The sequence below is a fragment of the Paraburkholderia aspalathi genome (assembly GCF_905220735.1).
Classification (GTDB): Bacteria; Pseudomonadota; Gammaproteobacteria; order Burkholderiales; family Burkholderiaceae; genus Paraburkholderia; species Paraburkholderia aspalathi.
On record NZ_CAJNBA010000002.1, the window covers coordinates 1,725,611 to 1,747,998 of the forward strand.

At 62.0% G+C, this 22,388-nt stretch carries 23 protein-coding genes; 7 read left to right on the plus strand and 16 right to left on the minus strand.

Going from position 1 to position 22,388, the window contains the following annotated elements; all coding sequences use genetic code 11:
• Positions 1-20: 20 nt before the first annotated feature.
• Together KHO30_RS18460 and KHO30_RS18465 are read left to right on the plus strand one after the other, a co-directional pair.
• Complete coding sequence (locus tag KHO30_RS18460; RefSeq protein WP_211701767.1) at positions 21-1,028, plus strand: HEAT repeat domain-containing protein; 1,008 nt, start codon at positions 21-23, stop codon at positions 1,026-1,028.
• The gene (locus tag KHO30_RS18465) at positions 1,028-1,306 is read left to right on the plus strand and encodes a DUF971 domain-containing protein (protein WP_211701768.1); all 279 of its coding nucleotides are present in this window, start codon (positions 1,028-1,030) and stop codon (positions 1,304-1,306) included. The genes KHO30_RS18460 and KHO30_RS18465 overlap by 1 nt, the downstream gene beginning before the upstream one ends.
• A 49-nt stretch (positions 1,307-1,355) precedes the next feature.
• Here KHO30_RS18465 and KHO30_RS18470 read toward each other — a convergent pair whose 3' ends face one another.
• The 13 genes from KHO30_RS18470 to KHO30_RS18530 form a co-directional block, all read right to left on the minus strand.
• Positions 1,356-3,401, minus strand: coding sequence for a family 2A encapsulin nanocompartment cargo protein cysteine desulfurase (locus KHO30_RS18470; RefSeq protein ID WP_211701769.1), 2,046 nt, complete (start codon positions 3,399-3,401; stop codon positions 1,356-1,358).
• The gene (locus KHO30_RS18475) at positions 3,376-4,308 is read right to left on the minus strand and encodes a family 2A encapsulin nanocompartment shell protein (RefSeq protein ID WP_211701770.1); all 933 of its coding nucleotides are present in this window, start codon (positions 4,306-4,308) and stop codon (positions 3,376-3,378) included. Before KHO30_RS18475 ends, KHO30_RS18470 begins: the two co-directional genes overlap by 26 nt.
• A 108-nt stretch (positions 4,309-4,416) precedes the next feature.
• Entirely contained in the window at positions 4,417-4,692 is a 276-nt protein-coding gene (locus KHO30_RS18480) for a helix-turn-helix domain-containing protein (protein ID WP_093632366.1), read from the minus strand.
• Complete coding sequence (epsC, locus tag KHO30_RS18485; RefSeq protein WP_200658807.1) at positions 4,689-5,669, minus strand: serine O-acetyltransferase EpsC; 981 nt, start codon at positions 5,667-5,669, stop codon at positions 4,689-4,691. The genes KHO30_RS18480 and epsC overlap by 4 nt, the downstream gene beginning before the upstream one ends.
• Positions 5,670-5,711: 42 nt before the next feature.
• Complete coding sequence (locus KHO30_RS18490; RefSeq protein ID WP_093632362.1) at positions 5,712-6,179, minus strand: rhodanese-like domain-containing protein; 468 nt, start codon at positions 6,177-6,179, stop codon at positions 5,712-5,714.
• Between the two features lie 220 nt (positions 6,180-6,399).
• Positions 6,400-6,525 (minus strand): hypothetical protein, encoded by a 126-nt coding sequence (locus KHO30_RS39570; protein ID WP_280531445.1) that lies wholly within the window; start codon positions 6,523-6,525, stop codon positions 6,400-6,402.
• Between the two features lie 310 nt (positions 6,526-6,835).
• Positions 6,836-8,428: a carboxylesterase/lipase family protein gene (locus KHO30_RS18500; protein ID WP_211701772.1), complete on the minus strand. Its 1,593-nt coding sequence runs from the start codon at positions 8,426-8,428 to the stop codon at positions 6,836-6,838.
• Positions 8,429-8,548: 120 nt separating this feature from the next.
• Complete coding sequence (locus KHO30_RS18505; RefSeq protein ID WP_093632356.1) at positions 8,549-9,664, minus strand: porin; 1,116 nt, start codon at positions 9,662-9,664, stop codon at positions 8,549-8,551.
• A 122-nt stretch (positions 9,665-9,786) separates the two neighbouring features.
• On the minus strand, positions 9,787-10,893 hold the full coding sequence (locus tag KHO30_RS18510) for a hypothetical protein (RefSeq protein WP_211701773.1): 1,107 nt from the start codon (positions 10,891-10,893) through the stop codon (positions 9,787-9,789).
• Entirely contained in the window at positions 10,880-12,196 is a 1,317-nt protein-coding gene (locus KHO30_RS18515; RefSeq protein WP_211701774.1) for an MFS transporter, read from the minus strand. The genes KHO30_RS18510 and KHO30_RS18515 overlap by 14 nt, the downstream gene beginning before the upstream one ends.
• 83 nt (positions 12,197-12,279) lie before the next feature.
• Positions 12,280-13,431 (minus strand): DUF5624 domain-containing protein, encoded by a 1,152-nt coding sequence (locus KHO30_RS18520; RefSeq protein ID WP_211701775.1) that lies wholly within the window; start codon positions 13,429-13,431, stop codon positions 12,280-12,282.
• Positions 13,432-13,448: 17 nt separating this feature from the next.
• Positions 13,449-14,327: an amidohydrolase family protein gene (locus KHO30_RS18525; RefSeq protein WP_093632748.1), complete on the minus strand. Its 879-nt coding sequence runs from the start codon at positions 14,325-14,327 to the stop codon at positions 13,449-13,451.
• Positions 14,328-14,349: 22 nt separating this feature from the next.
• On the minus strand, positions 14,350-15,126 hold the full coding sequence (locus tag KHO30_RS18530) for an HpcH/HpaI aldolase family protein (RefSeq protein ID WP_093632348.1): 777 nt from the start codon (positions 15,124-15,126) through the stop codon (positions 14,350-14,352).
• Positions 15,127-15,224: 98 nt separating this feature from the next.
• Between KHO30_RS18530 and KHO30_RS18535 the strand changes: the two genes are divergently transcribed.
• From KHO30_RS18535 to KHO30_RS18555, 5 genes are all read left to right on the plus strand, one after another.
• A complete protein-coding gene (locus KHO30_RS18535) occupies positions 15,225-16,112 on the plus strand; it encodes a LysR family transcriptional regulator (protein ID WP_200618611.1) in 888 nt (295 codons plus the stop codon).
• Positions 16,113-16,236: 124 nt separating this feature from the next.
• Positions 16,237-16,845 carry a cysteine hydrolase family protein gene (locus KHO30_RS18540; protein WP_211701776.1) on the plus strand — a complete coding sequence of 203 codons (609 nt, stop codon included), beginning with the start codon at positions 16,237-16,239 and terminating at the stop codon, positions 16,843-16,845.
• Between the two features lie 72 nt (positions 16,846-16,917).
• Positions 16,918-17,811: a LysR family transcriptional regulator gene (locus KHO30_RS18545; protein ID WP_211701777.1), complete on the plus strand. Its 894-nt coding sequence runs from the start codon at positions 16,918-16,920 to the stop codon at positions 17,809-17,811.
• Positions 17,812-18,005: 194 nt separating this feature from the next.
• Positions 18,006-19,382, plus strand: coding sequence for a sensor domain-containing diguanylate cyclase (locus KHO30_RS18550; RefSeq protein ID WP_211701778.1), 1,377 nt, complete (start codon positions 18,006-18,008; stop codon positions 19,380-19,382).
• A 139-nt stretch (positions 19,383-19,521) separates the two neighbouring features.
• Complete coding sequence (locus KHO30_RS18555; RefSeq protein ID WP_211701779.1) at positions 19,522-20,694, plus strand: patatin-like phospholipase family protein; 1,173 nt, start codon at positions 19,522-19,524, stop codon at positions 20,692-20,694.
• Positions 20,695-20,736: 42 nt separating this feature from the next.
• Here KHO30_RS18555 and KHO30_RS18560 read toward each other — a convergent pair whose 3' ends face one another.
• From KHO30_RS18560 to KHO30_RS18570, 3 genes are all read right to left on the minus strand, one after another.
• On the minus strand, positions 20,737-21,447 hold the full coding sequence (locus KHO30_RS18560) for a lysophospholipid acyltransferase family protein (protein ID WP_093632338.1): 711 nt from the start codon (positions 21,445-21,447) through the stop codon (positions 20,737-20,739).
• A 198-nt stretch (positions 21,448-21,645) separates the two neighbouring features.
• Complete coding sequence (locus KHO30_RS18565) at positions 21,646-21,984, minus strand: hypothetical protein (protein WP_211701780.1); 339 nt, start codon at positions 21,982-21,984, stop codon at positions 21,646-21,648.
• A 114-nt stretch (positions 21,985-22,098) separates the two neighbouring features.
• A complete protein-coding gene (locus KHO30_RS18570; protein ID WP_175053332.1) occupies positions 22,099-22,383 on the minus strand; it encodes a hypothetical protein in 285 nt (94 codons plus the stop codon).
• Between the last annotated feature and the right edge of the window lie 5 nt (positions 22,384-22,388).

Genomic DNA, 22,388 nt, shown 5'->3' on the forward strand with positions numbered 1-22,388 from the left:
CTCCAGACACCACTCAACTCATGAACGATATTTCGCTTCCGCTGACGTTCGACCCCGACTCCCTCGATCCGGAAGCCGCCGCACTCCTGCCGCGCCTCGCGTCCGCGGACGCCGTCGTACGCCGCATCGCCCTCCTGGCGCTCGCCGACCTTGAAGACGAAGCTGTGCTCGGACCGATTGTCGCCGCGTTACGCACCGACACATCATCGGACGTTCGCGCTCAGGCCGCCGAGGTGCTCGGTGCATGGGAGCGCACCGACGCGGTTGAGGCACTATGCGAAGCGCTGGCGGATCGTGCGGAAGATGTCCGCGACGCAGCCGCGCAGAGTCTGTCCAATCTGAAGGACCCTGAATCGGGACCGCTGCTTGCGCCGTGGACCACGCATGACGATCCGTTCGTGCGTCAGGCCGCGCTTCGCGGTCTGCGCGAATTGCGCTATGCGGGTGCGTTAGAACCCGCGCTGGCCGCGTTGAGCGCGAGTGAGGATGGTGTACGGCTCGAGGCCGTGAGCGTGCTCGGCTGGTTGAAGAGCGAACGCGCGCTGGGCCCTCTTACCGCCGTCGCCGCGCAGGATCCGAGCGCCGCGGTGCGACGCGCGGCAATCGGTGCGTTGGGTATCAGCGCAGCAGCGACGGATGAAACCATCGCCGCGTTGCTGAGCGCGTTGCGCGATGCCGCGTGGCAGGTCCGTGAAGAAGCAGCGGCCACGCTCGGCAAACTGCGCGCGTCGAGCGCACAGGGTGCATTGATCGCGGCGCTCGATGACGACTACTGGCAAGTCCGTCTCCAGGCAGTCCGCGCGTTAGGCAAACTCGGCGATGCAAACGCAAATGCAACCGCGAGCGCAGCAGTGGCCGCACTGCTCACGCATGCAATCAGCAATCTGCGCAAGGAAGCGGCCTTGTCGCTCGGCGAACTGGGCGACACAGCGTCGTTGCCGGCCTTGCACACAGCCGCAACCGATCCGGACCCGGAAGTACGCAAGGCCGCGCGTATAGCGTCGGCACAGATTGAAAAGGCACACTGATGAACGCGCCCGAACACGTGACGATTCATGCCGCGACGGAGCGACTGTCTCTAACGTGGCGTGATGGCAAAACGAAGTGGATCGACAACGTCACGCTGCGAGAACGATGCCCTTGCTCAACATGCCGTCGCTTGACGCATTCGGGCAAGACGACGCGAATCGAGCCGCACTTGGCGATTGTCGACATGCAGCCGATGGGCTACGGCGTGCAGATCGCGTTCAGCGACGGACACGCGCAAGGAATTTATCCGTGGGATTATCTGGCAGGGATTGCCTGAATGCAGGCGAAGGAAAGCGGCGGCCGCAATAAACGGCCGCCGTTTTTCATTAGCGTCGCGAAGACAGCCGACGCACAACCGACACCAGCGCATCGACTTCATCGCAGGTGTTGTAGAACGCAAGCGACGGCCTCACCGTGGCTTCCACGCCAAAGCGCCGCAAGATCGGCTGCGCACAATGATGCCCCGAGCGCACAGCGATGCCCTCTTCGTTCAGCGCCTGCCCGACTTCCTCGGTCTCGTAGCCCTGCAACACAAACGACAACACGCTGGCCTTGTCGCGCGCCGTGCCAATCAGGCGCACGCCCGGCACGGGCTGCAGCACGCTCGTCGCATACGCCAGCAGATCGTGTTCATAGCGCGCGATATTCTCGATGCCTACGCGCTGAACGTAGTCGATCGCAGCGCCCAGACCCACTGCATCAGCGATATTGCCCGTGCCCGCTTCGAAACGATTCGGCGGAGGCTGGAATACGGTGCGCTCGAAGGTAACGTCCGCGATCATATTGCCGCCACCCTGCCAAGGCGGCATATCTTCCAGAATCGCGCGCTTGCCGTAGACCACGCCGATGCCGGTCGGACCGAACACCTTGTGACCGGAGAACACGAAGAAATCCGCGTCGAGCGCCTGCACATCTACCCGCATGTGCGACACAGACTGAGCACCGTCGACCAGCGCCTTCGCACCTGCACGATGCGCCAGCTCGACGATCTCCTTGACCGGCACCACGGTGCCCAACGCGTTCGACACCTGCGTCACCGACACAATCTTCGTCCGGTCATTGAGGAGGCGCCGATATTCGTCGAGCAGAACCTGGCCACTGTCGTCGACCGGAATCACGCGCAGCTTGGCACCGGTTTGCGCGGCAAGCTGCTGCCACGGCACGATGTTGGCGTGATGCTCCAGGTGCGAGACGATGATCTCGTCACCCTCGCCAACGTTCTGCACACCCCACGTCTTCGCGATCAGGTTGATCGCTTCGGTGGTGCCGCGCACGAAGATGATTTCCTCCGGCGACGCCGCGCCGATGAAACGCTGCACCTTGCTGCGTGCGGCTTCGTACGCATCCGTGGCGCGGCCGGCCAGCGCATGGGCGGCCCGATGGATGTTCGAGTTTTCATGCGTGTAGAAATACGCAAGCCGATCGATCACCGCCTGGGGTTTGTGCGTGGTCGCGGCATTGTCGAACCACACCAACTGACGGCCGTTCACACGTTCCTGCAGAATCGGAAAGTCCCGGCGAATCGCATTCACATCGAACGGCGGATGCGCTGACGGCCCGGCATGCGGCACGCCATCCGTCTTAGCGGAAGAGTGCCCGGGAAACTGCGATCCCTCATTCAGATTCAGGAAATAGTGCGAACCGGTGGTGTGCTGCGCCGGTGCGACGCCCGACGCCGCTTGCGATGCGGCCGGCCTGTCGTACGGGAAGCGCTGCTCGGCGAGCGGCTGATCGACACCAGGGAGTCCGAGCGATTGCGCGCTGACTTCGTTCCAACCCGGCACGACGATATCCGGCGAAGCCACCGTCGACGTCCGGGCTTGCGCCGTTTCGCCCAGGAAATAATAAGGCGACGCAGGCGCTGCACCACCCGCGGACGGACGCTGCGCACCGTGTGCTTCAGGCACGCCCAGCGCCGCTCCGCCAAAGCGCGGATCGAGTGCGGGCGCAACGGTCACCGCGCTATCCGGCAAGCCGTTCTGCGCAACGGCATGGGGAGCCAACGCAGGCGCGCGATTCCCCAACGACAGAACATGCGTAGGTGCTGAAGGCAACAGGTTGCCTCCCGGCACATGCCCCTGCGGCAACGCTGCACCAGGCACGCCAGTGCCCGCGCCGCCGGGACCCGCGAGCGGCGAACCGGCCGGAGCCGGATTGCTGATCTCGCTGGTCACAGGCGCCGTGAACGGCAGCGTGGCGGCCACGTCGGGTGCACCGCCTACCTGCGGCGCGTTGCCCGGCAGCGCAGAGAAGAACGCATTGGCCAACGACGCCAACGTCGCCGGATCAGGCAAACCCGCGGGCGGATCCGTCGGCACGTCGTGCGGCAGGACGCTATCCATGGGCTTACTTGTAGGTGTCTGGGTAGTCATGGTACTTGCCGATCTCCACGTCATCGAGAACTGCCAGCGCGTCCGGCGAATGCACCGCGAGCGAGCAATAGAGCGAGATCAGATACGACGCGATCGCATGGTTGTTGATGCCCATGAAGCGCACCGACAACCCCGGACCCTGTTCGCCGGCCACGCCCGGCTGGAACAGACCAACCACGCCCTGGCGCTTATCGCCCACGCGCAGCAGCAGGATCTTGGTCTTGCCATCGGCAACCGGCACCTTGTCCGACGGAATCAGCGGAATGCCGCGCCACGTCAGGAACTGCGAGCCGAACAGGCTGACCGTCGGCGGCGGCACGCCACGGCGCGTGCATTCACGACCGAAGGCGGCAATCGCAAGCGGATGCGTCAGGAAGAACGCCGGCTCTTTCCATACCTTGGTCAGCAACTCGTCGAGATCGTCGGGCGTCGGCGCACCGGTCAGCGGAAACACGCGCTGCTCTTCGGTGACATTTGCGAGCAGGCCGTAATCCGGGTTGTTGATCAGCTGGCTTTCCTGCAACTCCTTGATCGTTTCGATCGTGAGGCGCAGCTGTTCCTTGATCTGGTCGTGCGGGCTGCTGTACAGATCCGAGATTCGCGTGTGCACGTCGAGCACCGTGCTGACCGCATTCAGGAAGTACTCGCGCGGTTGCTCTTCGTACGGCACGAATGTGCGCGGCAGGATGCTTTCATCTTCGCGCGCGGTGCAGGCCGCTTTGACGGCTTCAGGATTCTTCACCTGGTTCAGACGATAGATACCTGCCTCGACCGGCAGCCATTGCAGCAGATGCGTGAGCCAGCGGGGCGTGATCGTGGCGAGTTGCGGAACGGTTTTGGTGGCATTGGCTAGTTGCCGTGCTGCGGTATCGCCGAGCGCCGTCAGGCCGCCGACTGTTGCTGTCATCTGAAGCTCCAGGATTGATAGAAGAAAAACAGGAAAGCTTATGAGCGAAACTGATTATGGGAATACGCCCCAGGCCGTTCAACATGCTATAGACGGCAAAGCAGCGGTCTAACGGGCGGACGCAGGATCGATGAGTGCGGAATGCGGGCGTGCGGCAACGCTCACGCCATCGGACGAATGACTGAGCAGGCGTTCGACCGGCACGTTGAAAGCACGGGCAAGCTTGTCGAGCGTGACAATCGACGCGATCGCGGAACCGCGCTCGATCTCGCCGACATAAGACCGGTTGAGTCCGGCGTGCTCGGCCAATTGCTCCTGCGACCAGCCGGACGCCTCACGAAAGCGCCGCACCGCGGCGCCGAAGTCTCTGACGAGCACGCTCATCGAGCCGCCCCGGCCGTGGCAGGCTCCGCGACTGTCGCCTGATCGCGCGGCGGCCGTTCGCGGCCTGCGGCGGAGCCGGTGCCTTCGTTGCGCGACACGGCCTGCGTCACGTGTGAACCGGGCGCGACGTCCTGCGTGACCCACACATTGCCGCCGATTACCGCGCCCTGCCCGAGCGTGACGCGTCCAAGAATGGTGGCGCCCGCGTAAATCACGACGTCGTCCTCGACGATCGGATGCCGTGCATGGCCCTTTTCCAGATGTCCTTGCGCGTCGCGCGGAAAGCGCTTCGCGCCCAGCGTGACCGCCTGATAGAGCCGAACGCGTTCGCCGATGATGGCCGTTTCACCGATCACCACACCCGTCCCATGATCGATGAAGAATCCCGCGCCGATCCGCGCGCCTGGATGAATGTCGATACCGGTCTGCGCATGCGCGAGCTCGGCGATGATGCGCGCCAGCAGCGGCAGTCCCAACCCGTACAACTCATGGGCGAGCCGATGGTGGATCATCGCCAGCACGCCGGGGTAGCACAGCAGAACTTCATCCACGCTGCCGGCCGCCGGGTCACCGTGAAACGCGGCTAGTACGTCGCTATCGAGCAAGCTGCGGATCGCCGGCAAGCGCGCCGCGAAAGCGCGCACGGCGATACCGGCCTGCGCCTCGATCGTGGCGGCGGGCGGCGGTTGATGGCGGCTGCGGTAATGAAATTCCAGACGCGCCTGACTCAGCAACGCATGCAGCGCGGCGTCGAGCGCGTGCCCGACGTAGAAGTTTTCGCTTTCCTGGCGCAGATCGGGTGGTCCGAGCCGCATCGGAAAAAGCACGCCCTTCAGCGTTTCAATGATCTCCGAGAGCGCTTCGCGCCCCGGCAATTCGCGCCCGCCCGGCTCGAGCGAGCGCTTCTGCACTTCGCGCCATTGCTGGCGGACCGTCTGAAGCGCGTGAACAATCTCATCGACATCAAACACAGCCACAGCGGTTACTCCCCGTAAAGTGCAGCATGAACGATCAGACTGTCAGTCCTGAATCCACGGCAGGCCATGAAAGCGCCAACCATTGCTGGCGCCGCGCCGTTGCGTGCCGTCCAGTTCCCCTTCAAAGCCTTCCAGAACATTGAATACCTGCGTGAAGCCGGCTTTCGCCGCGGCCTCGGCGGCCAGTGCCGAGCGGTTGCCGCTGCGGCACAGCAGCAGCACGACGGCGTCCTTGCCGGTTTTCGCTTCCAGTTCACGCACGAAGCGCGGATTGCGCGTCAGGCTCGTGCCCGTCGCCCACGCGACATGCAGGCTGTCCGGCACGAGTCCGACGAATTTGCGTTCTTCGGCGGTGCGCACGTCCACCAGCACGGCGTCGCCGGCCTGGACGAGCGCCCACGCATCCTGTGGCGACAGGCCTCCGGCATAGGGCAAGCCGGCTTCGGCGGCCTTCGCACGAGCGGCTTCGAGCAATGCAAGCGTGGGGCGTTCTGCGAGTTCAAGCGTCATGATGTCTCCGTCGATATCGCGCGAATCAGTACGCGCGGGTCTAAGCCATCTGCGAATGCAACCGCCTATAGCCATCAGAAGACACTATGAAAGAGAGTCAGCCGAAGCCGAACCAATTAATTTTCATTTCTAAAGAAGCATCGGTTCGGATGCTCCGGCTTGCAGCGCCCCTGCTCTGCCCGTTCGCCGCGGAATTGCCACGCCACCGCCGCCAGGCGCGTTATTCTCGTGGGATCTCCAGCGGCACGACAAACATGCCCGCGGTGTATTCCATATGGAAATAGCCGCAGCGCGCGTAAGCCGCAATGCGTTCGAGCCGTTCGGGCGATTGGGAGGTATAGGTCACGGCAGCCGTCTCGTCTGAGGATTGCCCAGACGTAGGTGCGCGTTTTGACAATTGCTTCTGCAGGCTTCGCACAGGATGCCGAAGTCCGCCCCAGATGAGCGTCGCTGAAAGTGCGGCCATACGGCCTCCGTCGATTCATTGCGATATGAATGAATCTAGCGACCTGGATACTGAATCGCAAACAAGCTTTTGTGGAATGGTTTTCGGAGAACGGATCAAACAGTAAGTAGTGTTTTGCGCTGCCCGTGATGCATCCGCTTGGTGCACTCATGTATCACGGGCAGCGCTCTTCCCTGCCGTCCTGAATACGCTACAGCCCGTGCGACGGCGCCTCGCCGTACCAGTAGCTGCACTGATGCGCGGTGTACGCGTCGTAAGTGTTAGAGACCGGATAACCGAAGTCGAGCGTTTGCCGGGTCGCCGAGGTGTACAACGGCCAGTTCGCCACCGTGCTGCCCGAATTCGGATTACCGGAATGCGCGAAACCTGCAAGTGCGGTTGTCATCGCCGTGGACAGGCTTGCCTGGTTCGCCGTCGGGCTCGGGATCAGTTGCCACCAGTAGTCGAGGTCCGATGAGTGAAAGGCGCCGTAATTCATGGTGGTGGGCGGCAGCAATGAAATCAGGCTATGTACGCTGTATGGCGCGGGATCCGAAAAGCGGTACATGTAAGCCGCAGGCGAATACTTTGCGAGGTTGTCGGCGTCCTGCATTTCGCTGCAGGTGAACAGGTAGTCGCCCGTGGCTTTGGCCAGTGCCTGGCTCGGCGACGTGAACTGGCTCGCCGGATAGAGGGCCGCGGTGGCGGCGCCGGGCACGCCGAGGAAATTCTGGATCGCCGTTTCGTAGCCCGCGGATGTGACGGGATTGCCCTGCGCGTCGAATGCCGCCGCCACGAAGTACGTTCCTTCGTCCTCAGTGAAACCGGATATCACCGGCACGCGGTTGTACTGGCCATTGGCAAATGCCGCGCTCGTCGAACTCGGCAGTACCTTGCCGTCGATCGTCGCATACCAGGCCACGGGATTGCCTTGCAGCAGTGCGGACGCCGGCAGATTGCGCAGGCAAGCGGCGCTGGTGGTGTCCGTGCAACCCCATGTTTTGGCGTAGCCAATGCCATCCGTTTCAGCCTGCTGCAAGGTCTCCTGCTGCCGGCTGAAGCCACCGCTCATAGCGACCGCCTTCGCAAACAGACCCGCAGCACCGGGCGAAGCAAGTTGCACATACACCGAATGGCCGCCCGCCGAATCGCCGAAGATCGTCACGTTGGCAGGATCGCCGCCGAACGCCGCGATATTTTTCTGCACCCAGGCAAGCGCGGCGGTCTGGTCCATGATGCCGTAGTCGCCGGAAGCGCCGTTGGGATCTTCCGCCGCTAGCGCGGGATGAGCCAGAAAGCCCAGCGCATTGAGACGGTAATTGATCGTCACCACAATTGCGTTCGCCTTCTGGGCAAGCGCGCTGCCATCCGTCGCGGAACCGGAACCAACAATGAAACCGCCACCGTGAATCCAGAACAGCACAGGCAACGCCGTGGTGCTTGCGGTGGCGCCAGGGACGTAGACGTTGATGAAGAGACAGTCCTCACTGCCAGTCGGTGCCGTCGCCGTTCCCTGTACACACGACGAGCCGACGTGCGACGCGTCGTACATGCTCGTCGTGTAGGCCGCCGCAACTACAGGAGGTTTCCAGCGCAGTGCGCCTGTTGGCGGCGCCGCATACCGCAAGCCGAGAAACTCACGCACGCCGTTGACGGTGACGCCTTTGACCTGTCCTTGCTGGGTCTTGACGACAGTGGGGTCGGCGGGCGCTGTGTCGTGAACACTCCCGCCGCACCCAAGAATGACCAGTGGAATCGCTATTGCAATGAACCATCGAATGACGCGCCGGTGATAGGTACTCATGCTTGTCTCCTGAACTCCGGAGAACGCCACCGCCTGGCGCTTACTCCGGATCGGGTCCAACTGGCGGTTTGAAATGAGCTGGCGGCAATACGCAGCGCCTTCACTGCTGACACGTCAGGCCTAGAACAGCGTGCGCAGCCCCACCCGCACCGCGGTCGACGACTGACCTGTGCCGACATACACGCCATTGGCAAACACCGGCGCCGCACCGCCGCCGAGGAACACCGGTGCCGCGCCGCCCGATGCGCGCAGATAAGTCGCACTCGTATAGACATCGGTGCGCTTCGACAGCGCGTAATCGAGCAGGAGCGTGCCGTTCTGCCACTTCTGCGAGCCGAGCTTGCTGTACCAGTAGCCGCCCATCAGCGTCGTGGCGGGGGTGAGTTGAAACACCTCGTTCACTTCATAGGTCGGCATCGAGCCGTTGTCGTGGCCGATGCGGAAGTGCGTATCGGTGAACAGCAAGCGCGTCAGGCTCCTGCCAAAGCGATAGCTGCCGCCCACACCGAAGCTGCTGACGCTGCTTGCCAGCACAGGCGTGGCAGGCAGATTGGGGAAGAACGTTGTGCCGGCCTGGCTCGGCCCATTCAGCCCGAGATCATGCGTATCGGTGTACGCGGCGCCGAGGTTCAACGGACCGTTCGAATAACGCAGCCCAAATGCAATCACACGTCCCGTTCCCGCTGATACGGATTGCGAAGGAAATGCATACAGCGCGCCTGCCTGCAGTCCCAGGTAGTTCGGCGACGTGTACTTGATCGCGTTATTGATATGCAGCGTGCCCGCAAGGTGATCGAAGTCGCCCGGATGCCACGAGTACTGACCGGCGACCTGCCCCATCGCAAACTGCGTGAGGTTGTCCCAGAAGAAGTCGTATTGCTTGCCGAGCGTGAAGCGGCCGTACGTTGAATTCTCGATACCCAACCACGCCTGCCGGCTAAACAGCACGCCCGATTGCACCATCGTGCCCGAGTACAGATTGAAGCCGTTCTCCAGCACGAAGACGACGCGCGTGCCGCCGCCGATATCTTCCACACCGCGCAGGCCCCAGCGATTCGACTGGATCGAGCCGTCGTTGGCGACGAAGTTCGAATGGCCGTTCACGTTGCTGAAGTAGGTAATGCCCGCATCGATAATGCCGTACAGCGTCACGCTGCTTTGTGCGTGCGCAATCTGGCTGCTCATGCTCAATGCCAGTACAGCGGATGCGCTTAAGCTCAAGGCAAACTTTTTCATTGCTCGTCTCCAGTGGTTTTATTTTTAAAAGGCAAAACGGTGCCCTCCCTCGCAGAAGGGATATCTGTTCCCTGTCGGGAATGCCCGGCGGGCGGCCGGGCGCTGGGGATGTCGTTTAGGCGCTAACCGTTGAACCGGTATAACGTCGAATCAGTGCGAAAGCGGATCGCTTCACTCAGGCTGTTGCTGACCACCAGATAGCGCTGACCGTCATCGACGAAGCTGGCGGCGTCGGTCGCAGCGGATGTCGCGAAATCGCCCACCAGTTCGAAGCACCCATCGCGCCAGCGGAAAATCTCCGATTGCGGCACGACAACCGGTGCTTTCGGCGTGCCGGTGATAAAGCACACGCGCACCAGATAGCGCCCCTCCTTTCCGTCGATCAGGCACAGTTCGCGCCCGCCAGGGCCACCCAGCATCTGCATCTCGACGAATTGCGCGCCGTCGAATCGATACAGCGTGGTGTGTTTGAGCAGGTTCGCGTGCAGCATCCAGAGCGCGCCGTCGGCTTCGAAGAACCGGAACGCGCGTCCGCCGTTTTCCTCGAACGTTTGCAGCGGGACAAACTTCTCGCCGTTCCAGCGATTCACCGACGACCCGCTAACGTGGTCCGCATACGCGAGATAGTGCTCGCCACCGAACGACACGAACGCGAAGTTGTAGCCCCACTGTCCGTTGAAAGTCTGGAACGGCACGAAGCGCTCGCCATTCCACTCGAACAGGCACGATTCGCGAGGATGTTTCGGCTCGACACCGTCGACCACCACGCCTTGCGACAAGCCGAGAAAATGACGCGAGTCGAACGAAAAAGCCGTCCACTGCTTCGCCCCGAATACCGGAAAGCTTTGCAGTGGCACCCATGCGCCGGCGATGCGTTCATACAGCACCGCATCGGTATCGAGATCGTATGGCCCCTTGCCGGTTCGAATGCCCGCCACCGCGAGGAAGCGCCGGCCGTCGATTTCGAAGTACTCGAGGTCTTCGCCACCGGGCAATGGCAGCGCTTCATGCTCGACGAAACGGCCGTCCTGCCAGCGGTAGATCGGTGCTTCGATGTCGCTGTCGCCGCCGTTCATGTAAGGCGCCTCACCCGGCACATCGCGTGCGAGTTGCGGGACGCCGAGGAAGGTGCCCTCGTCCGTCGTAAAGACTTCGACTGCGCGCGCGCCGCTGGTCGGCAGCTCCTGCAGCCTGGTGAGCAGACCCGCGCCTAATTCAGTTCTTGCCATGACCCGCCTCTCCCAACTCCGAACTCGTGATCGCAAACGACGCAGCCGGCGTGACCGCGCCACTCTCTGTTTCACGCGGCCGCAGCACATTGGCGAGAATGATGCCGAGTGCCGCGCCTACGGCGAGGATCGCCGCCAGCATGAAAAGTGCTTCGAACGACAGATGCTGCGACAGCAGAATACCGCCCACCACCGGCCCGACGATCGAACCGATGCGTCCGATTGCCAGCGTCCAGCCGACACCGGCCGCCCGCACGTTAGCGGGAAAGAGATAGCTGGCAATCGCCGGAAACGTCAATTGCCCGCCGACCAGAAACCCGCCGACGGCAAACAGCATCGCAAGCGCGACATTGCCCGCACCGATGATCTGGCCCAAGGCCACCGTCAACACAGCGCCACCCAGAAAGGAAATCGCCACCGGCACGAACGGCCCGCGCTTGCCGACCAGAGTGGAAATCACCAGCGCGCCGCCGATCGCGCCGAAATTGAGCACGACCGAACCGAGCGCCGCGCGGCCCGGTTCGACGCCGTTCATGTTGAGAATGGTCGGCATGAAGCTGACCAGGAAGCCCGACAGGATCATGCTCGACAACACGCCGAACCACAGCGCCAACGTTGCCGGCAGCCGGCCACCGGCAAACACGCCGCCGATCACGCTCAGACCGCGCGCCGCATGCAATCGCGCGGCCACCCGTTCTGCGCGGCTCACGGTTTGCGCCGGAATCACGAGCAGCACCGGAATCATCGCGAGCAAGGCGAACGTGCCGCCCATCAGGAACACGAAGGGCCAGCCGAAGCGCACCATCAACGCCGCGGTGATCGCGCCGCCCACCACCGCGCCAAGTGGAAAGCCGATGAACATCAGAATCACCAGCGAAGAACGGCGTTGCGGCGAACCGCTCTCGGCCGTGATCGCCGCCACCGGCGGAATGGCGCCGCCCATACCGAGGCCGCCGATAAACCGGAGCGCGGCCAGCATCGTTGCCGACGTGGCAAAGGCACAGCCCAGCGTGAAAATGCCGGTTACGGCGAGCGCCAGCAGCAGCATCGGCCGTCGACCGAAACGGTCCGCCAGCGGGCCGATGATCAGCGAGCCGAGCACCGTGCCGATGAAACCGGCGCCGAACACGCGGCCTAATGTGGCGTGATCGATCTGCAGCGATTTCGCCAGCAAGGGCGCGACGAACGACAGCATTAGCGTGTCGAAGCCGTCGATCATCGACACCGCGAAGCACACCAGCGTGATGCGCAGCACGTTGCTGAGCGGCGGACCCGCCGACGGCTCTTGTGCAAGTGAATTCATGAAGCCTGTCTCCTTCATCAAGGGCATTTTGTTATGGCCCGCGCGGCTGCCCTTACGCGCGGGTATGAGTCCGGCGTCCGTCGTTACGACTGCACGGCGCTCGGGAAAGTCACATTCGTAAAGCCAGGAATCGCAACCTTTTGCGGCTGATTGCCATTGCTGTACAACTGATCGACGATGTAATCGGCAACGCAGTTCGACAACAGTTGCGTCGGATCTTCCATGATGCGGCGCAGGCGCGCCGTGGTCGCATCGCGGTCGTCGATCGAGGTGATGGGCGGCATGCCGCCGGCCGGCACCGGATCGAAGTGAAACGGCCGCTGCCCGGGAAACAGCAAGCGCGCGACATCGATACTCGAACGGGTGTTCAGCCACAACGCCCGATAGGTGCGCTCCAATTCCGCCATGCCCGCGGCGTCCGGCAATTCGGCGACCGAGAACGACGGTGCATGCGGTGCGATGAGCACGCGCTCCGGCAACAGCACACGATCCGATGCGCACCACACCAGATAGCAGATGTTGTTCGACGCCCAGCTCACACCGGCGGTCGGCCGGCCCGACTGTCCGCTGACGAGGAACATCAGACGGTTCCAGTCGATTGCTTGTGCGCGAAACCAGTTGCCGATGCGGTAGACGATGTCGAGAAACGCCAGCCCGAAAGTCGCGAACATCACGTCGTTCATCGGCACCGGCAACGCACTCGTGGACGGCGCGGCGAAGTACTCTTCGTTCAGACGTTCGAAGCTCAGCAGCGAGTGATCTTTCTCGATCCGATCGAGCAGATCGATCGTCACGCCGCAGGTGTAGTCGACGAGATCGGCGATCTTCCGCTCGTGGCCCGCAAAGCTGGCGACCGCGACTTGATCGCGCCACAACGCGAGCGAGTTCGCCGCGCGCGTTGCCTCGGCATGACTACGCAGGTTCGACGCGTCGCGTTGCCACGCATTGTCGTGCGGCGACAGTTCACGCATTCGCGCAAGATAAGCCAGCGCCAGCGGCAAATGCGATACCGCCGTCAACTCGATGAAGCCACGCGTCGATTTACGAAAACTCTCGATCGACGGCGCACGCCCCGCGCCGGGAAACAGCACGATATCGCTGCCGGTCGACACCAGCATTGGATCGTCCGCCTGCAGCTGCGCCATCTGCTGCGTCAGATGGATGCCAATGCTCTGCGGGTCCGACGTGAACGCGCGAAAGAGACCGGCAAACGCTGCGTTGGGTTGGTAGGACATAGTGGGTGTGGATTGCCTCAGTAGTCGAACAAGCGTGCGGGATTGTCGGACAGAATCATCTTGTGCACCACCGGATCGTCGGTCCATGCGCCGAGCAGATTCAGCAATTCGCCGGTGTCGCGCGTCGAATCGGGAATGTGCGGCCAGTCCGAACCCCAGATCACTTTCTGCGGTGCTGCCTTGATGATCGCCTCGGCCATCGGCGCCACGGCTTCATAGCCGCGATGTTTGGCGATCCGATACGGCGCACTGAGTTTAAGCCAGCAGTTGCCGTCTTTCAGCAAACTGAGGAGGCGGTCGAAATCCGCCTGCGTAAGGCCGTCTTCCTCGAGCATGTAGCCCATGTGATCGATGACGAAATCCGTCTGCACATCGGCAAGAAACGGAATCAGATTGCGCACAACCCAGCCCGGCGCATAGAACTGCACGTGCCAGCCGAGGCTCGCGCACAGGCGCGCCATGCGCGTGATGTACTGCTGGATCTCGACAGTCGGCAGGCCGGAACGCGCAAACAGATCAAGACGCACCGCGCGAACGCCGGACTGACGGAAGCTATCCAGCGTGGCCGCGTCCGTGTTCTCCTCGATCATCACGACACCGCGTGCGATCGAACCCGCCACGTGCAGCGCGTCGATCAGGCAGCGGTTGTCCGTGCCGTAAAAACTCGGCTGCACGATCACGAAGCGCTTCAGGTGCAGCACGCTCATCATCTGCAGATAGTGCGAGAGCTTACCGTCCGGCAGCGTGTAATGCGGATGCTCGACCTTCGGATATTTGTCTTCGGAACCGAACACGTGCATGTGCGCGTCGCAGGCAAGCGGCGGCATCGTGAACGATGGGCGCGACAGGGTTTCGTAGTCACGCATCGGCGTGGAAATCAGCGGGGTTTCTGCCATGATCTGAAATTGGAAGTTCGAATTAAAGTTGACGTGCCTGTTCGACGCGTTCACGCAGCGCCGCCAGATAAACATCGCTGTCGATGCCGGCAAAGACGAAAGGCGCGGCGCCCTCGCGGCGCAATTCATTGAGCGCCTCGCACTCGGGCATGCCGCCCACGATCACCACCTTGCCGTGCCGCTGCGCTGCCGCGATCACCTTGCGGCATGCGGCCACAACCTCTGGATGCGCCGATTCGCCGGTGTGGCCCAGATCGGCGGAGAGATCGTTACAACCGAGCGCGAGCACGTCGACGCCTTCGATCGCCGCAATCGCATCGGCCGCCTCGACGCCGGCGCGGCTTTCGATCAGCACCTTGAGCACGGTCGCGTCATTCAGACGGCGGTTGAGTTCGCGAGCGGGAAGTTTTTCGAAGTTGACGTAGGGCAGCGTCGCCAGTTGCGAGCGCTGGCCGAGCGGCGGAAAGCGCGTGGCGATCACCGCGTCGCGCGCCTGCTCGGCGGTTTCCACACGCGGCACGATGATGCCGAGCGCGCCGCCGTCCAGCACGCGGTTAATCGTGCCGTAATCGCGTTCCGGCACGCGCACCCACGGCATCAGGCCGAGGTCGACCGCGCATGAGCACAGTTGCGACACGGTATCGACCGGCAACGAGCTGTGTTCCATATCGACCCAGATCGTGTCGTAGCCGGCCGCTTTGGCCCAGCGCACCGCATCGGTTGTGCGCGAGGCGCGAATTCCCAGCGCAATGATCTTGTGTCGCGCTCGCAGGCGTTCGACCAGTTCCGCACCGTTCATGCTGTCTCCGTCGTTTGAGTAAGTGGAAAACAGTATCGCCCGGGAAACAGTTTTGATTTATTCTCCAAATCAAGGTTATTGATTTACAGAGCAAATCAATGAATATCCGTCATCTGGAATTTTTCGTGGTGCTGGCGCAGGAGCTGCATTTCCGCCGCAGCGCCGAGCGGCTGGGCATTACGCAGGCGCCGCTGAGCCTCGCGATCCAGTCGCTGGAGACGGAACTGGGCGCGCGGCTCTTCCACCGCACGCGCCGCTCGGTCGCGCTGACCGAGGCGGGGTTGGCCTTGTTGGACGACGCCCGGGCGATCCTCGCGCGGATCGAACACGCGAAGGAAAGCGTCTGGGAGACCGTGAGCGGCGACGTCGGGCGTTTGCGAGTCGGCTTTACCAATGCTTCGACGCTATCGCCGTTTTTTCCCAAGCTGATTCATGCGTACCGGACGCAGCGTCCGAAGGTCAATATCACGCTGCTGGAGTTGTCGTCGTCGCGGCAGATCGAGGCGATCGAGCAGCGCGAAATCGACGTCGGTTTGTTGCGGATGCCCGAAAGCGTGCCCCCTACCGATCTGGTGTTCACGCCGTTGATGGAAGAGCCGCTCGTGCTCGCCATGCATGCGCGGCATCGGCTCGCCAAAGCCGCGTCGATCAAGGTGAAGGATCTGCGCGATGAGCCGTTCATCGCCTATCCGCGGCAAGCGGGGGTCGCGGTCCACGAAAAGATTATCGCGTTGTGTGCGAAGCGTGGCTTCGAACCTCAGGTCGTGCAGGAGGCCCAGCAGGCATCCACCCTGATCGGGCTGACCGCTACCGGGCTCGGTATTGCGCTCGTGCCCTCGACACTGCAGACCATCGCAGTGCCGGGGGTGGTGTTCAGAGAGCTGGACGAGACGGACACCATCACGACGCTGTACATCGCTCATCGTCGTGGTGACGCCAACGCGCGGGCGATGCAGTTTGTGGAGTTGGCGCTGGGGCTTCGGTAGAGTGCGCTGATACCGTCGACACTGTGCACATCATGCACAGAACTTGTGATGCACACGGCATTGTAGCGACACCCTCCGGCCCCTAGACTTCGTTCCTTTCCAGTCCATCGAAAGGAACCTCATCATGTCGAAGCGCACACTGCGTAGCATCCTCGGTGCGGGTACGCCAGCTTCTTTGCCGGCACGCACCACCGCATTGCTGGTGATTGACTTCCAGAACGAATATTTCACAGGTTCATTGCCGATTCCCAACGGCATCAGTGCGTTGCAGAATGCGCGCGCCCTCGTCGATTACGCCGATCGTCATGGCTGGAAAGTCGTGCACGTGCAGCACATTGCGCCGGCAGAGTCGCCGTTATTCGCCGCTAATAGCCGGAACGCCGAGATCCGTTCCGATATCCAGCCGAGACCCAGCCACCTGCTGATCACGAAGACTTCCGTGAGTGTGTTTGCCAGCACCGATCTTGCTCAGACGCTGAAAGCAGAAGGCGTGACTCATCTCGTGTTGTGCGGTCTGATGACACACGCCTGTGTTGCCGGCGCGGCGCGTGATGCGGTGCCTGCGGGCTTTGACGTTGTGGTGGTAGCCGACGCATGCGCGACCCGGGACATCGAGTTCAACGGCACGTATAGCGTCTCGCATGAGATGTTGCATCTGTCTGCGTTAGCCGAAATCGCGGATACCTTTGGCTCCGTGGTGAACACACGGGATTTGCTGTCGCTAACTTCGTAACGGGCTTCTTCGCCATGCCGTTCGGCTGCAGGGTCGTGATAGCATCCGACGCTTCGACAACGGGCTCGATTCATGGATCAACTGCTCGCCATGCGGGTCTTCCGCGGCATCGTGGATGCCAAAGGATTCTCCGCTGCCGCCGAACGGCTCGGCACTTCTCACTCGACCATATCGCGCCAACTCAAGCAACTCGAAGCCACGCTCGGTGTCCAGCTGATCAACCGTAACACGCGGCGATTTGCGCTCACCGCTGCGGGCGAGCGCTACTTCGCGGCGAGCGTCGACATTCTCGAACGTGTCGATGCTGCAAGCGAGGCGATGGCCGGTGAGCATCAAACGGTGGCTGGCCGCTTGCGCGTCAGCGTGCCGCTTGCCATCGGCACGCTTGAACTGGCGGACTGGCTTCCGGCGTTCCAGAAACGTTACCCCGACCTCCAGCTCGACCTGTCTTGCAGCGATCAGTTTGTCGATCTCGTGGCGGATGGCTTCGATGTTGCGTTGCGGATCAGCGGGCCTTTGGCCGACACCAGCCTGGTTGCCCGAACGCTGACGGTATCGGACATCGTCCTCGTCGCGTCACCCGCCTATCTGGCACAACACGGACTGCCGCGCACGCCTCCACAACTCGCCAAACACGAGTTGCTGACCTTTTCCGGCGCCCATGCGGCGGACCACTGGATGCTGACCTCCGGGCGAGGCGCACCGGCCCACGTCGAACTGAACGGCCGCCTTACATTCGACGCGATCACCGCGCTTTACTCCGCCGCCCTGGCAGGTGCGGGCATCGCCGCGTTCACTCGGCACACCGTTCAGACCGATCTGGCTCGCGGCCACCTCGTCCACCTCCTGCCCGGTTACTCCCTCGGCGCGCGACACTATTACGCCCTTTACCCGCAAACACGGCACGTAGCGCCCAAGGTGCGAGCTTTCGTCGACCATATGGCCGAGCACTATCGCGAACGCTGACAACTCGATTATCGGGGCCGATCTGTAGGACAATAGGTTCCGACCGGCTGCGGCGCTCCATCGCGCGTTGCCGGCAAAGCATCAACGCGGTCCATGAAAAACTCCGCGATGTATTGTCGGGCACGGCATATGCGTTGTGCCTTTGGCGACACGAATGTACTGAGACGACCAGAACACCAACCGACCAGGTCAGAATGGACAGCTTGCTTATAGGACCCGCGACACGCAAACAGGCCGTTCTTGCAGGTACATGTGCGTTGCTCGTTCTGCTCATATTCGCGATTGCCGGTCAGCGTGCGCACCGGCCGTTGCCGGCAATCACGCCTTTCATGCCGATGTGTGCGCTCACGGTGTTCACCACGTCGGGAATCGCCGCGTTTCTTCTTGGCGCCCGCTTCAGCGTGACGCAACAACCCATGCTCGGCGCGCTGGGCGGAGCGTATGCGTTCACGGCGATTACCGTCGCTTTGCAATTGCTGATGTTCCCAGGCGTTTTCACGCGCACCGGCCTGTTCGGTGCAGGCCCTCAGAGCGCGGCGTGGATGTGGGTTTTCTGGCATGCAGGATTTCCGCTGCTCGTCATTCTGGCCGCGCTCATCCGCGACCGCCTCCCGAGCAAGCCGATCGGGCTGCCTCGCATCGATGTCTGGACCTGGGCGTTAATCGGCGTTCCCACTGCGCTTGCCGCAGCGCTTGGCGTATTCGCCATTCATGCGAACCTGTCCGCGCCTTTTCATGCAGCTTCCGAGACAAACGCGCTTTTAGGCGGCCGCACCGGACTTGTCATCTGCGCGCTCGATGCGCTCGCGATCAGCGTGGTCCTGTTCAAAGGGCGCCTGCGGACCGTGCTCGATCTGTGGATCGCCATTGCCCTGCTCGCCTCCCTTGCGGACGCCAGTCTGAATCTGTTGAGCACGGTTCAGTTCACGCTTGGCTGGTACGTCGCACGGGTTTTCAGCATGCTGGCGCCCGGCGTGCTGGTATGCGTGCTGGTCTGGGAAGTGACCGTGCTCTACCGCGAATTGTCCGAAGCGCACGCTTCGCTTCTGCATACGTCCACACGCGACGCCCTGACGCGCGTTTATAACCGTAGCTACTTTGACGACCAGTTTCGCAGGGAATTCGAACGTGCCGCGCGCAACGGTCAGCCGCTCTCGCTCGTCATGATCGATGTCGACAATTTCAAGGACTACAACGACGCCTTTGGCCATCTTCGCGGCGACGTTTGCCTCAGCGCAATTGCGAAAGCGCTGGCAGGAACAGCACGCCGGTCGAGCGATTTCGTCGCCCGTTACGGTGGCGAAGAATTCGCCGTGGTGTTGCCCAACACGGGATCGGAAGAAGCATCGGTCATTGCCGAGCAAGCCCGGCTCGCCGTCATGCAGTTGGAACTGACGGCGCCAATTCCTGCCGGTCAGGTCACCATCAGTGCCGGGTGCGCGACGAGCGAGCAGAGCACACTGAGCACGCTGAACACACCCAACGCACTCGTTCAGGCGGCGGACGCGGCGCTCTACGACGCGAAACGTGCAGGACGCAATCGGGTCCAGTCCGTCACGCCCAGACAATAAAGCTGGATGCCTTTCAGGCAGCAGAGTCCTGAAACCCCGCAAGCTCCCCACTACGGTAGCAAGGGAAAACCGCAGCGCCAGGCCCACCCCACCCGTGGCAAAATCACCCGCACCGCGGCATTGGTCCGGGAGACCTGCAATGGGCAACAAGACGCACGGCAAACGCAACGCTAACGCGGCAGGCCAGTCGGAGGCCGCACCGGATATTCCCGGACAGGTTGTTCTTGTCTTTCAGGGAGGCGGCGCCCTCGGCGCGTACCAGGCCGGTGTCTATCAGGCGATGCATGACCGCAAGGTCAAACCCGACTGGGTGATCGGCACGTCGATCGGTGCGATAAACGGCGCGATCATCGCGGGCAATCTGCCCGAGAACCGTATTGAGCGATTAACCCAGTTCTGGAACGGCGTGGCGCGCCGTGGCGTCGATGCGGCAAGCTGGCTGTTGCCAGGGCTCGCCAACTGGTCGCGCGATCTCGCGATCGTCACGCAAGGCGTGCCGTCGTTCTTCACCCCGCAACCCGGCTCATGGGCGAATATTCAGGCGCGTGTTGGGCCGGAGCGCGCGGCGTTCTATTCGACCGAGCCGCTGCGTGAAACCCTGTCTTCGTTGATCGACTTCGACTACCTGAATCGCAAGGCGACGCGGCTGACGGTCGGCACGGTCAATGTCTGCAGCGGACGTATGCGGTACTTCACTAATCGCGATGCACCGATGGACGTCGAGCACGTGATGGCATCCGCCGCTTTTCCACCCGGCTTCCCTTCGGTCCGACTGGAAGGCGAATCGTACTGGGACGGCGGCATCTATTCGAACACGCCGCTTGAAGCCGTGCTTGATGATCGACCACGCTGCAGCTCGGTGATTTTTTCGGTGCAGTTGTGGCCATCGAGCGGTCCGGAACCCGAATCCATCCTGCAGGTCATGAGCCGGCAGCGCGACATTCAGTATTCGAGTCGCGCGGAAAGCCATCTCGATCGACAGAAGCAGATTCACCGGCTGCGGCATGTGATTCGCGAACTCAGTCAGCACGTGCCTGAAGAGAAACGCGATACGCCGGAGGTTCAAGCGCTCCTCGGCTGGGGCTGCGGCACGACGATGCAAGTATTGGAGCTCGACGCGCCGGCATTCGACAACGACGATTTGAACAGGGATATCGATTTTTCGTCGAGTGGCATCGAGCGACGCTGGGCCGTGGGCTATGAAGACACGATCCGCTTGCTGGAGCGAGCACCCTGGCGCGAAACACTGGACCCTATGGAGGGGATCTCGGTGTTTCGAATGGGGTCTGGGGATGAGGCCAAAGGTAACTAAAGAAGCACGGCAAAACGAGCCTGCAGTCAGACTGGAACGGTATCAAAGCCGCAGCAGTTCGTCTTTCATCCATTCGTGGACGGCTCGCCCCAGTTCCTGCTGTGACAGGTCCCGAGGAGAGAATGCCGGGCCGACCACCACACGAATTTGTCCACGGCCGCTGGGCCAGCCTTTCGCCGGCCAGACTTTGCCCGCGTTGAGCACCACCGGAACAGCAGGCACACCAGTCGCGCAAGCCAATCGAACGCCGCCCGATGTCATTCTCAACGGGGCATCGTGTGGCACCCGCGTCCCCTCCGGGAAAATGACGATGACATCCCCCTTCGTCAGCCTCTCAGCACTTTCCTGCGTCACCGCCTGATGAGCCTGCCGAGCGGAGCCGCGGTTCAGGCTGACCATGTCAAGGCCACGCAGCACCCAGCCAAAAAAAGGAATACGAAGAAGCTCTTCCTTGAAAACAAAACTGATGCGCCGTGGAAAGAGCGCAAGAAATGCGAGCGTCTCCCAGGTCGATTCGTGACGGCACAGCAGTATCGCCGGCCCTTCAGGAAGATGTTCAAGCCCTTCTATCGAACATGAAACGCCCGGCAGCCAGCGCATCACCGCCACCAGTGCACGACACCATTGTTTTGCCAACCAGTATCGTCCACCCCTGCCGACGAAGGGGAACAGGAGCAGTATGGCCATTGAATAAAGTGTCCCGCTACCGAGAACGTAGACGATGAAGAGCCATTTAGTGAAAGTCGAACGCATCGGGGCCTGATTCAGATTGGTTTGCGGTGGAACATTCACCGTTGACAGGTGAGACCATGCCGCGAGCGATGCGTTCGTATGCCACCCGCCTCCAAAGGACAGTGGAGTGGTTCGGGACCGGGTTTCTGGAGACGAAAGCGGACGCGTTGGCAGAACCGGCTCGCGATGCCGCAAAGGCAGGATGAGATGCTCACAAGCCTACGCTGGCGCAAATATCACGGCTCCAACGTCTGCGATATGAGTGAAGCTTCGAACGAACCGGTACGTCTGGTCGCCGACCGTTATCCGGTTCAGGCCGGCGTGAGTCAGTTCGAGAATCTCATTGGCCACGCCTGCTGCGATCGTTCCGTGACCGGTCAACGGGTTGTCCTCGTCCGCCGGGTCGCCGATGTAGACCGCACAGACGTCTGTACCTTGCCTCATCATGACGACGCACTCGCCCTCATCCAGCGAGAGTTCGAGATATCCAACCAGCGTCAGCAATGACCCAGGCGTTTGTCCCTGTGGGTCGTAAGCCAAACCAGAATCAGCAGGCATATCGCCGTCCCCCATCAATTGCGTCGGTCCAGAAAACGAAGCTCGCCCGTGGCGGGACGATGACTCCACTATAGACGCCTATGCTTGAAAGCGGGACATATTGGAATGCCCTTGTTAGGAGCGCAATATTCCTTTAAGGCGTCCCAGCTCAGCGGGTCTCGTGTATGACCGATACAGTTCGCCGACTGTGCCGAATGCCAGGGCCGGTTTGAGCGTCGCGCCGGGAAGCGCGTCTGCAATCCAGTCAAAAGCATTCATTTCACGTTGAGCCGCATGGACTGCGGCAGTGAGCACAGTGAGGGCCCGCTCTGCGGAGTGCCCGCCAAGGTCGACGAAGCAGCTCTCAAACGGATGCTTTGTTGCATTCTCGACGTACAACGTTGATTTTCGAACGGTCAAATCAA

Bases quoted from the DNA above. Each gene is read 5' to 3' on its own strand.
- KHO30_RS18460 (WP_211701767.1), top strand. From the start codon at position 21: ATGAACGATATTTCGCTTCCGCTGACGTTCGACCCCGACTCCCTCGAT.
- KHO30_RS18465 (WP_211701768.1), top strand. From the start codon at position 1,028: ATGAACGCGCCCGAACACGTGACGATTCATGCCGCGACGGAGCGACTG.
- KHO30_RS18470 (WP_211701769.1), bottom strand. From the start codon at position 3,401: ATGACTACCCAGACACCTACAAGTAAGCCCATGGATAGCGTCCTGCCG.
- KHO30_RS18475 (WP_211701770.1), bottom strand. From the start codon at position 4,308: ATGACAGCAACAGTCGGCGGCCTGACGGCGCTCGGCGATACCGCAGCA.
- KHO30_RS18480 (WP_093632366.1), bottom strand. From the start codon at position 4,692: ATGAGCGTGCTCGTCAGAGACTTCGGCGCCGCGGTGCGGCGCTTTCGT.
- KHO30_RS18490 (WP_093632362.1), bottom strand. From the start codon at position 6,179: ATGACGCTTGAACTCGCAGAACGCCCCACGCTTGCATTGCTCGAAGCC.
- KHO30_RS18500 (WP_211701772.1), bottom strand. From the start codon at position 8,428: ATGAGTACCTATCACCGGCGCGTCATTCGATGGTTCATTGCAATAGCG.
- KHO30_RS18505 (WP_093632356.1), bottom strand. From the start codon at position 9,664: ATGAAAAAGTTTGCCTTGAGCTTAAGCGCATCCGCTGTACTGGCATTG.
- KHO30_RS18510 (WP_211701773.1), bottom strand. From the start codon at position 10,893: ATGGCAAGAACTGAATTAGGCGCGGGTCTGCTCACCAGGCTGCAGGAG.
- KHO30_RS18515 (WP_211701774.1), bottom strand. From the start codon at position 12,196: ATGAATTCACTTGCACAAGAGCCGTCGGCGGGTCCGCCGCTCAGCAAC.
- KHO30_RS18520 (WP_211701775.1), bottom strand. From the start codon at position 13,431: ATGTCCTACCAACCCAACGCAGCGTTTGCCGGTCTCTTTCGCGCGTTC.
- KHO30_RS18525 (WP_093632748.1), bottom strand. From the start codon at position 14,327: ATGGCAGAAACCCCGCTGATTTCCACGCCGATGCGTGACTACGAAACC.
- KHO30_RS18530 (WP_093632348.1), bottom strand. From the start codon at position 15,126: ATGAACGGTGCGGAACTGGTCGAACGCCTGCGAGCGCGACACAAGATC.
- KHO30_RS18535 (WP_200618611.1), top strand. From the start codon at position 15,225: ATGAATATCCGTCATCTGGAATTTTTCGTGGTGCTGGCGCAGGAGCTG.
- KHO30_RS18540 (WP_211701776.1), top strand. From the start codon at position 16,237: ATGTCGAAGCGCACACTGCGTAGCATCCTCGGTGCGGGTACGCCAGCT.
- KHO30_RS18545 (WP_211701777.1), top strand. From the start codon at position 16,918: ATGGATCAACTGCTCGCCATGCGGGTCTTCCGCGGCATCGTGGATGCC.
- KHO30_RS18550 (WP_211701778.1), top strand. From the start codon at position 18,006: ATGGACAGCTTGCTTATAGGACCCGCGACACGCAAACAGGCCGTTCTT.
- KHO30_RS18555 (WP_211701779.1), top strand. From the start codon at position 19,522: ATGGGCAACAAGACGCACGGCAAACGCAACGCTAACGCGGCAGGCCAG.
- KHO30_RS18560 (WP_093632338.1), bottom strand. From the start codon at position 21,447: ATGCGTTCGACTTTCACTAAATGGCTCTTCATCGTCTACGTTCTCGGT.
- KHO30_RS18565 (WP_211701780.1), bottom strand. From the start codon at position 21,984: ATGCCTGCTGATTCTGGTTTGGCTTACGACCCACAGGGACAAACGCCT.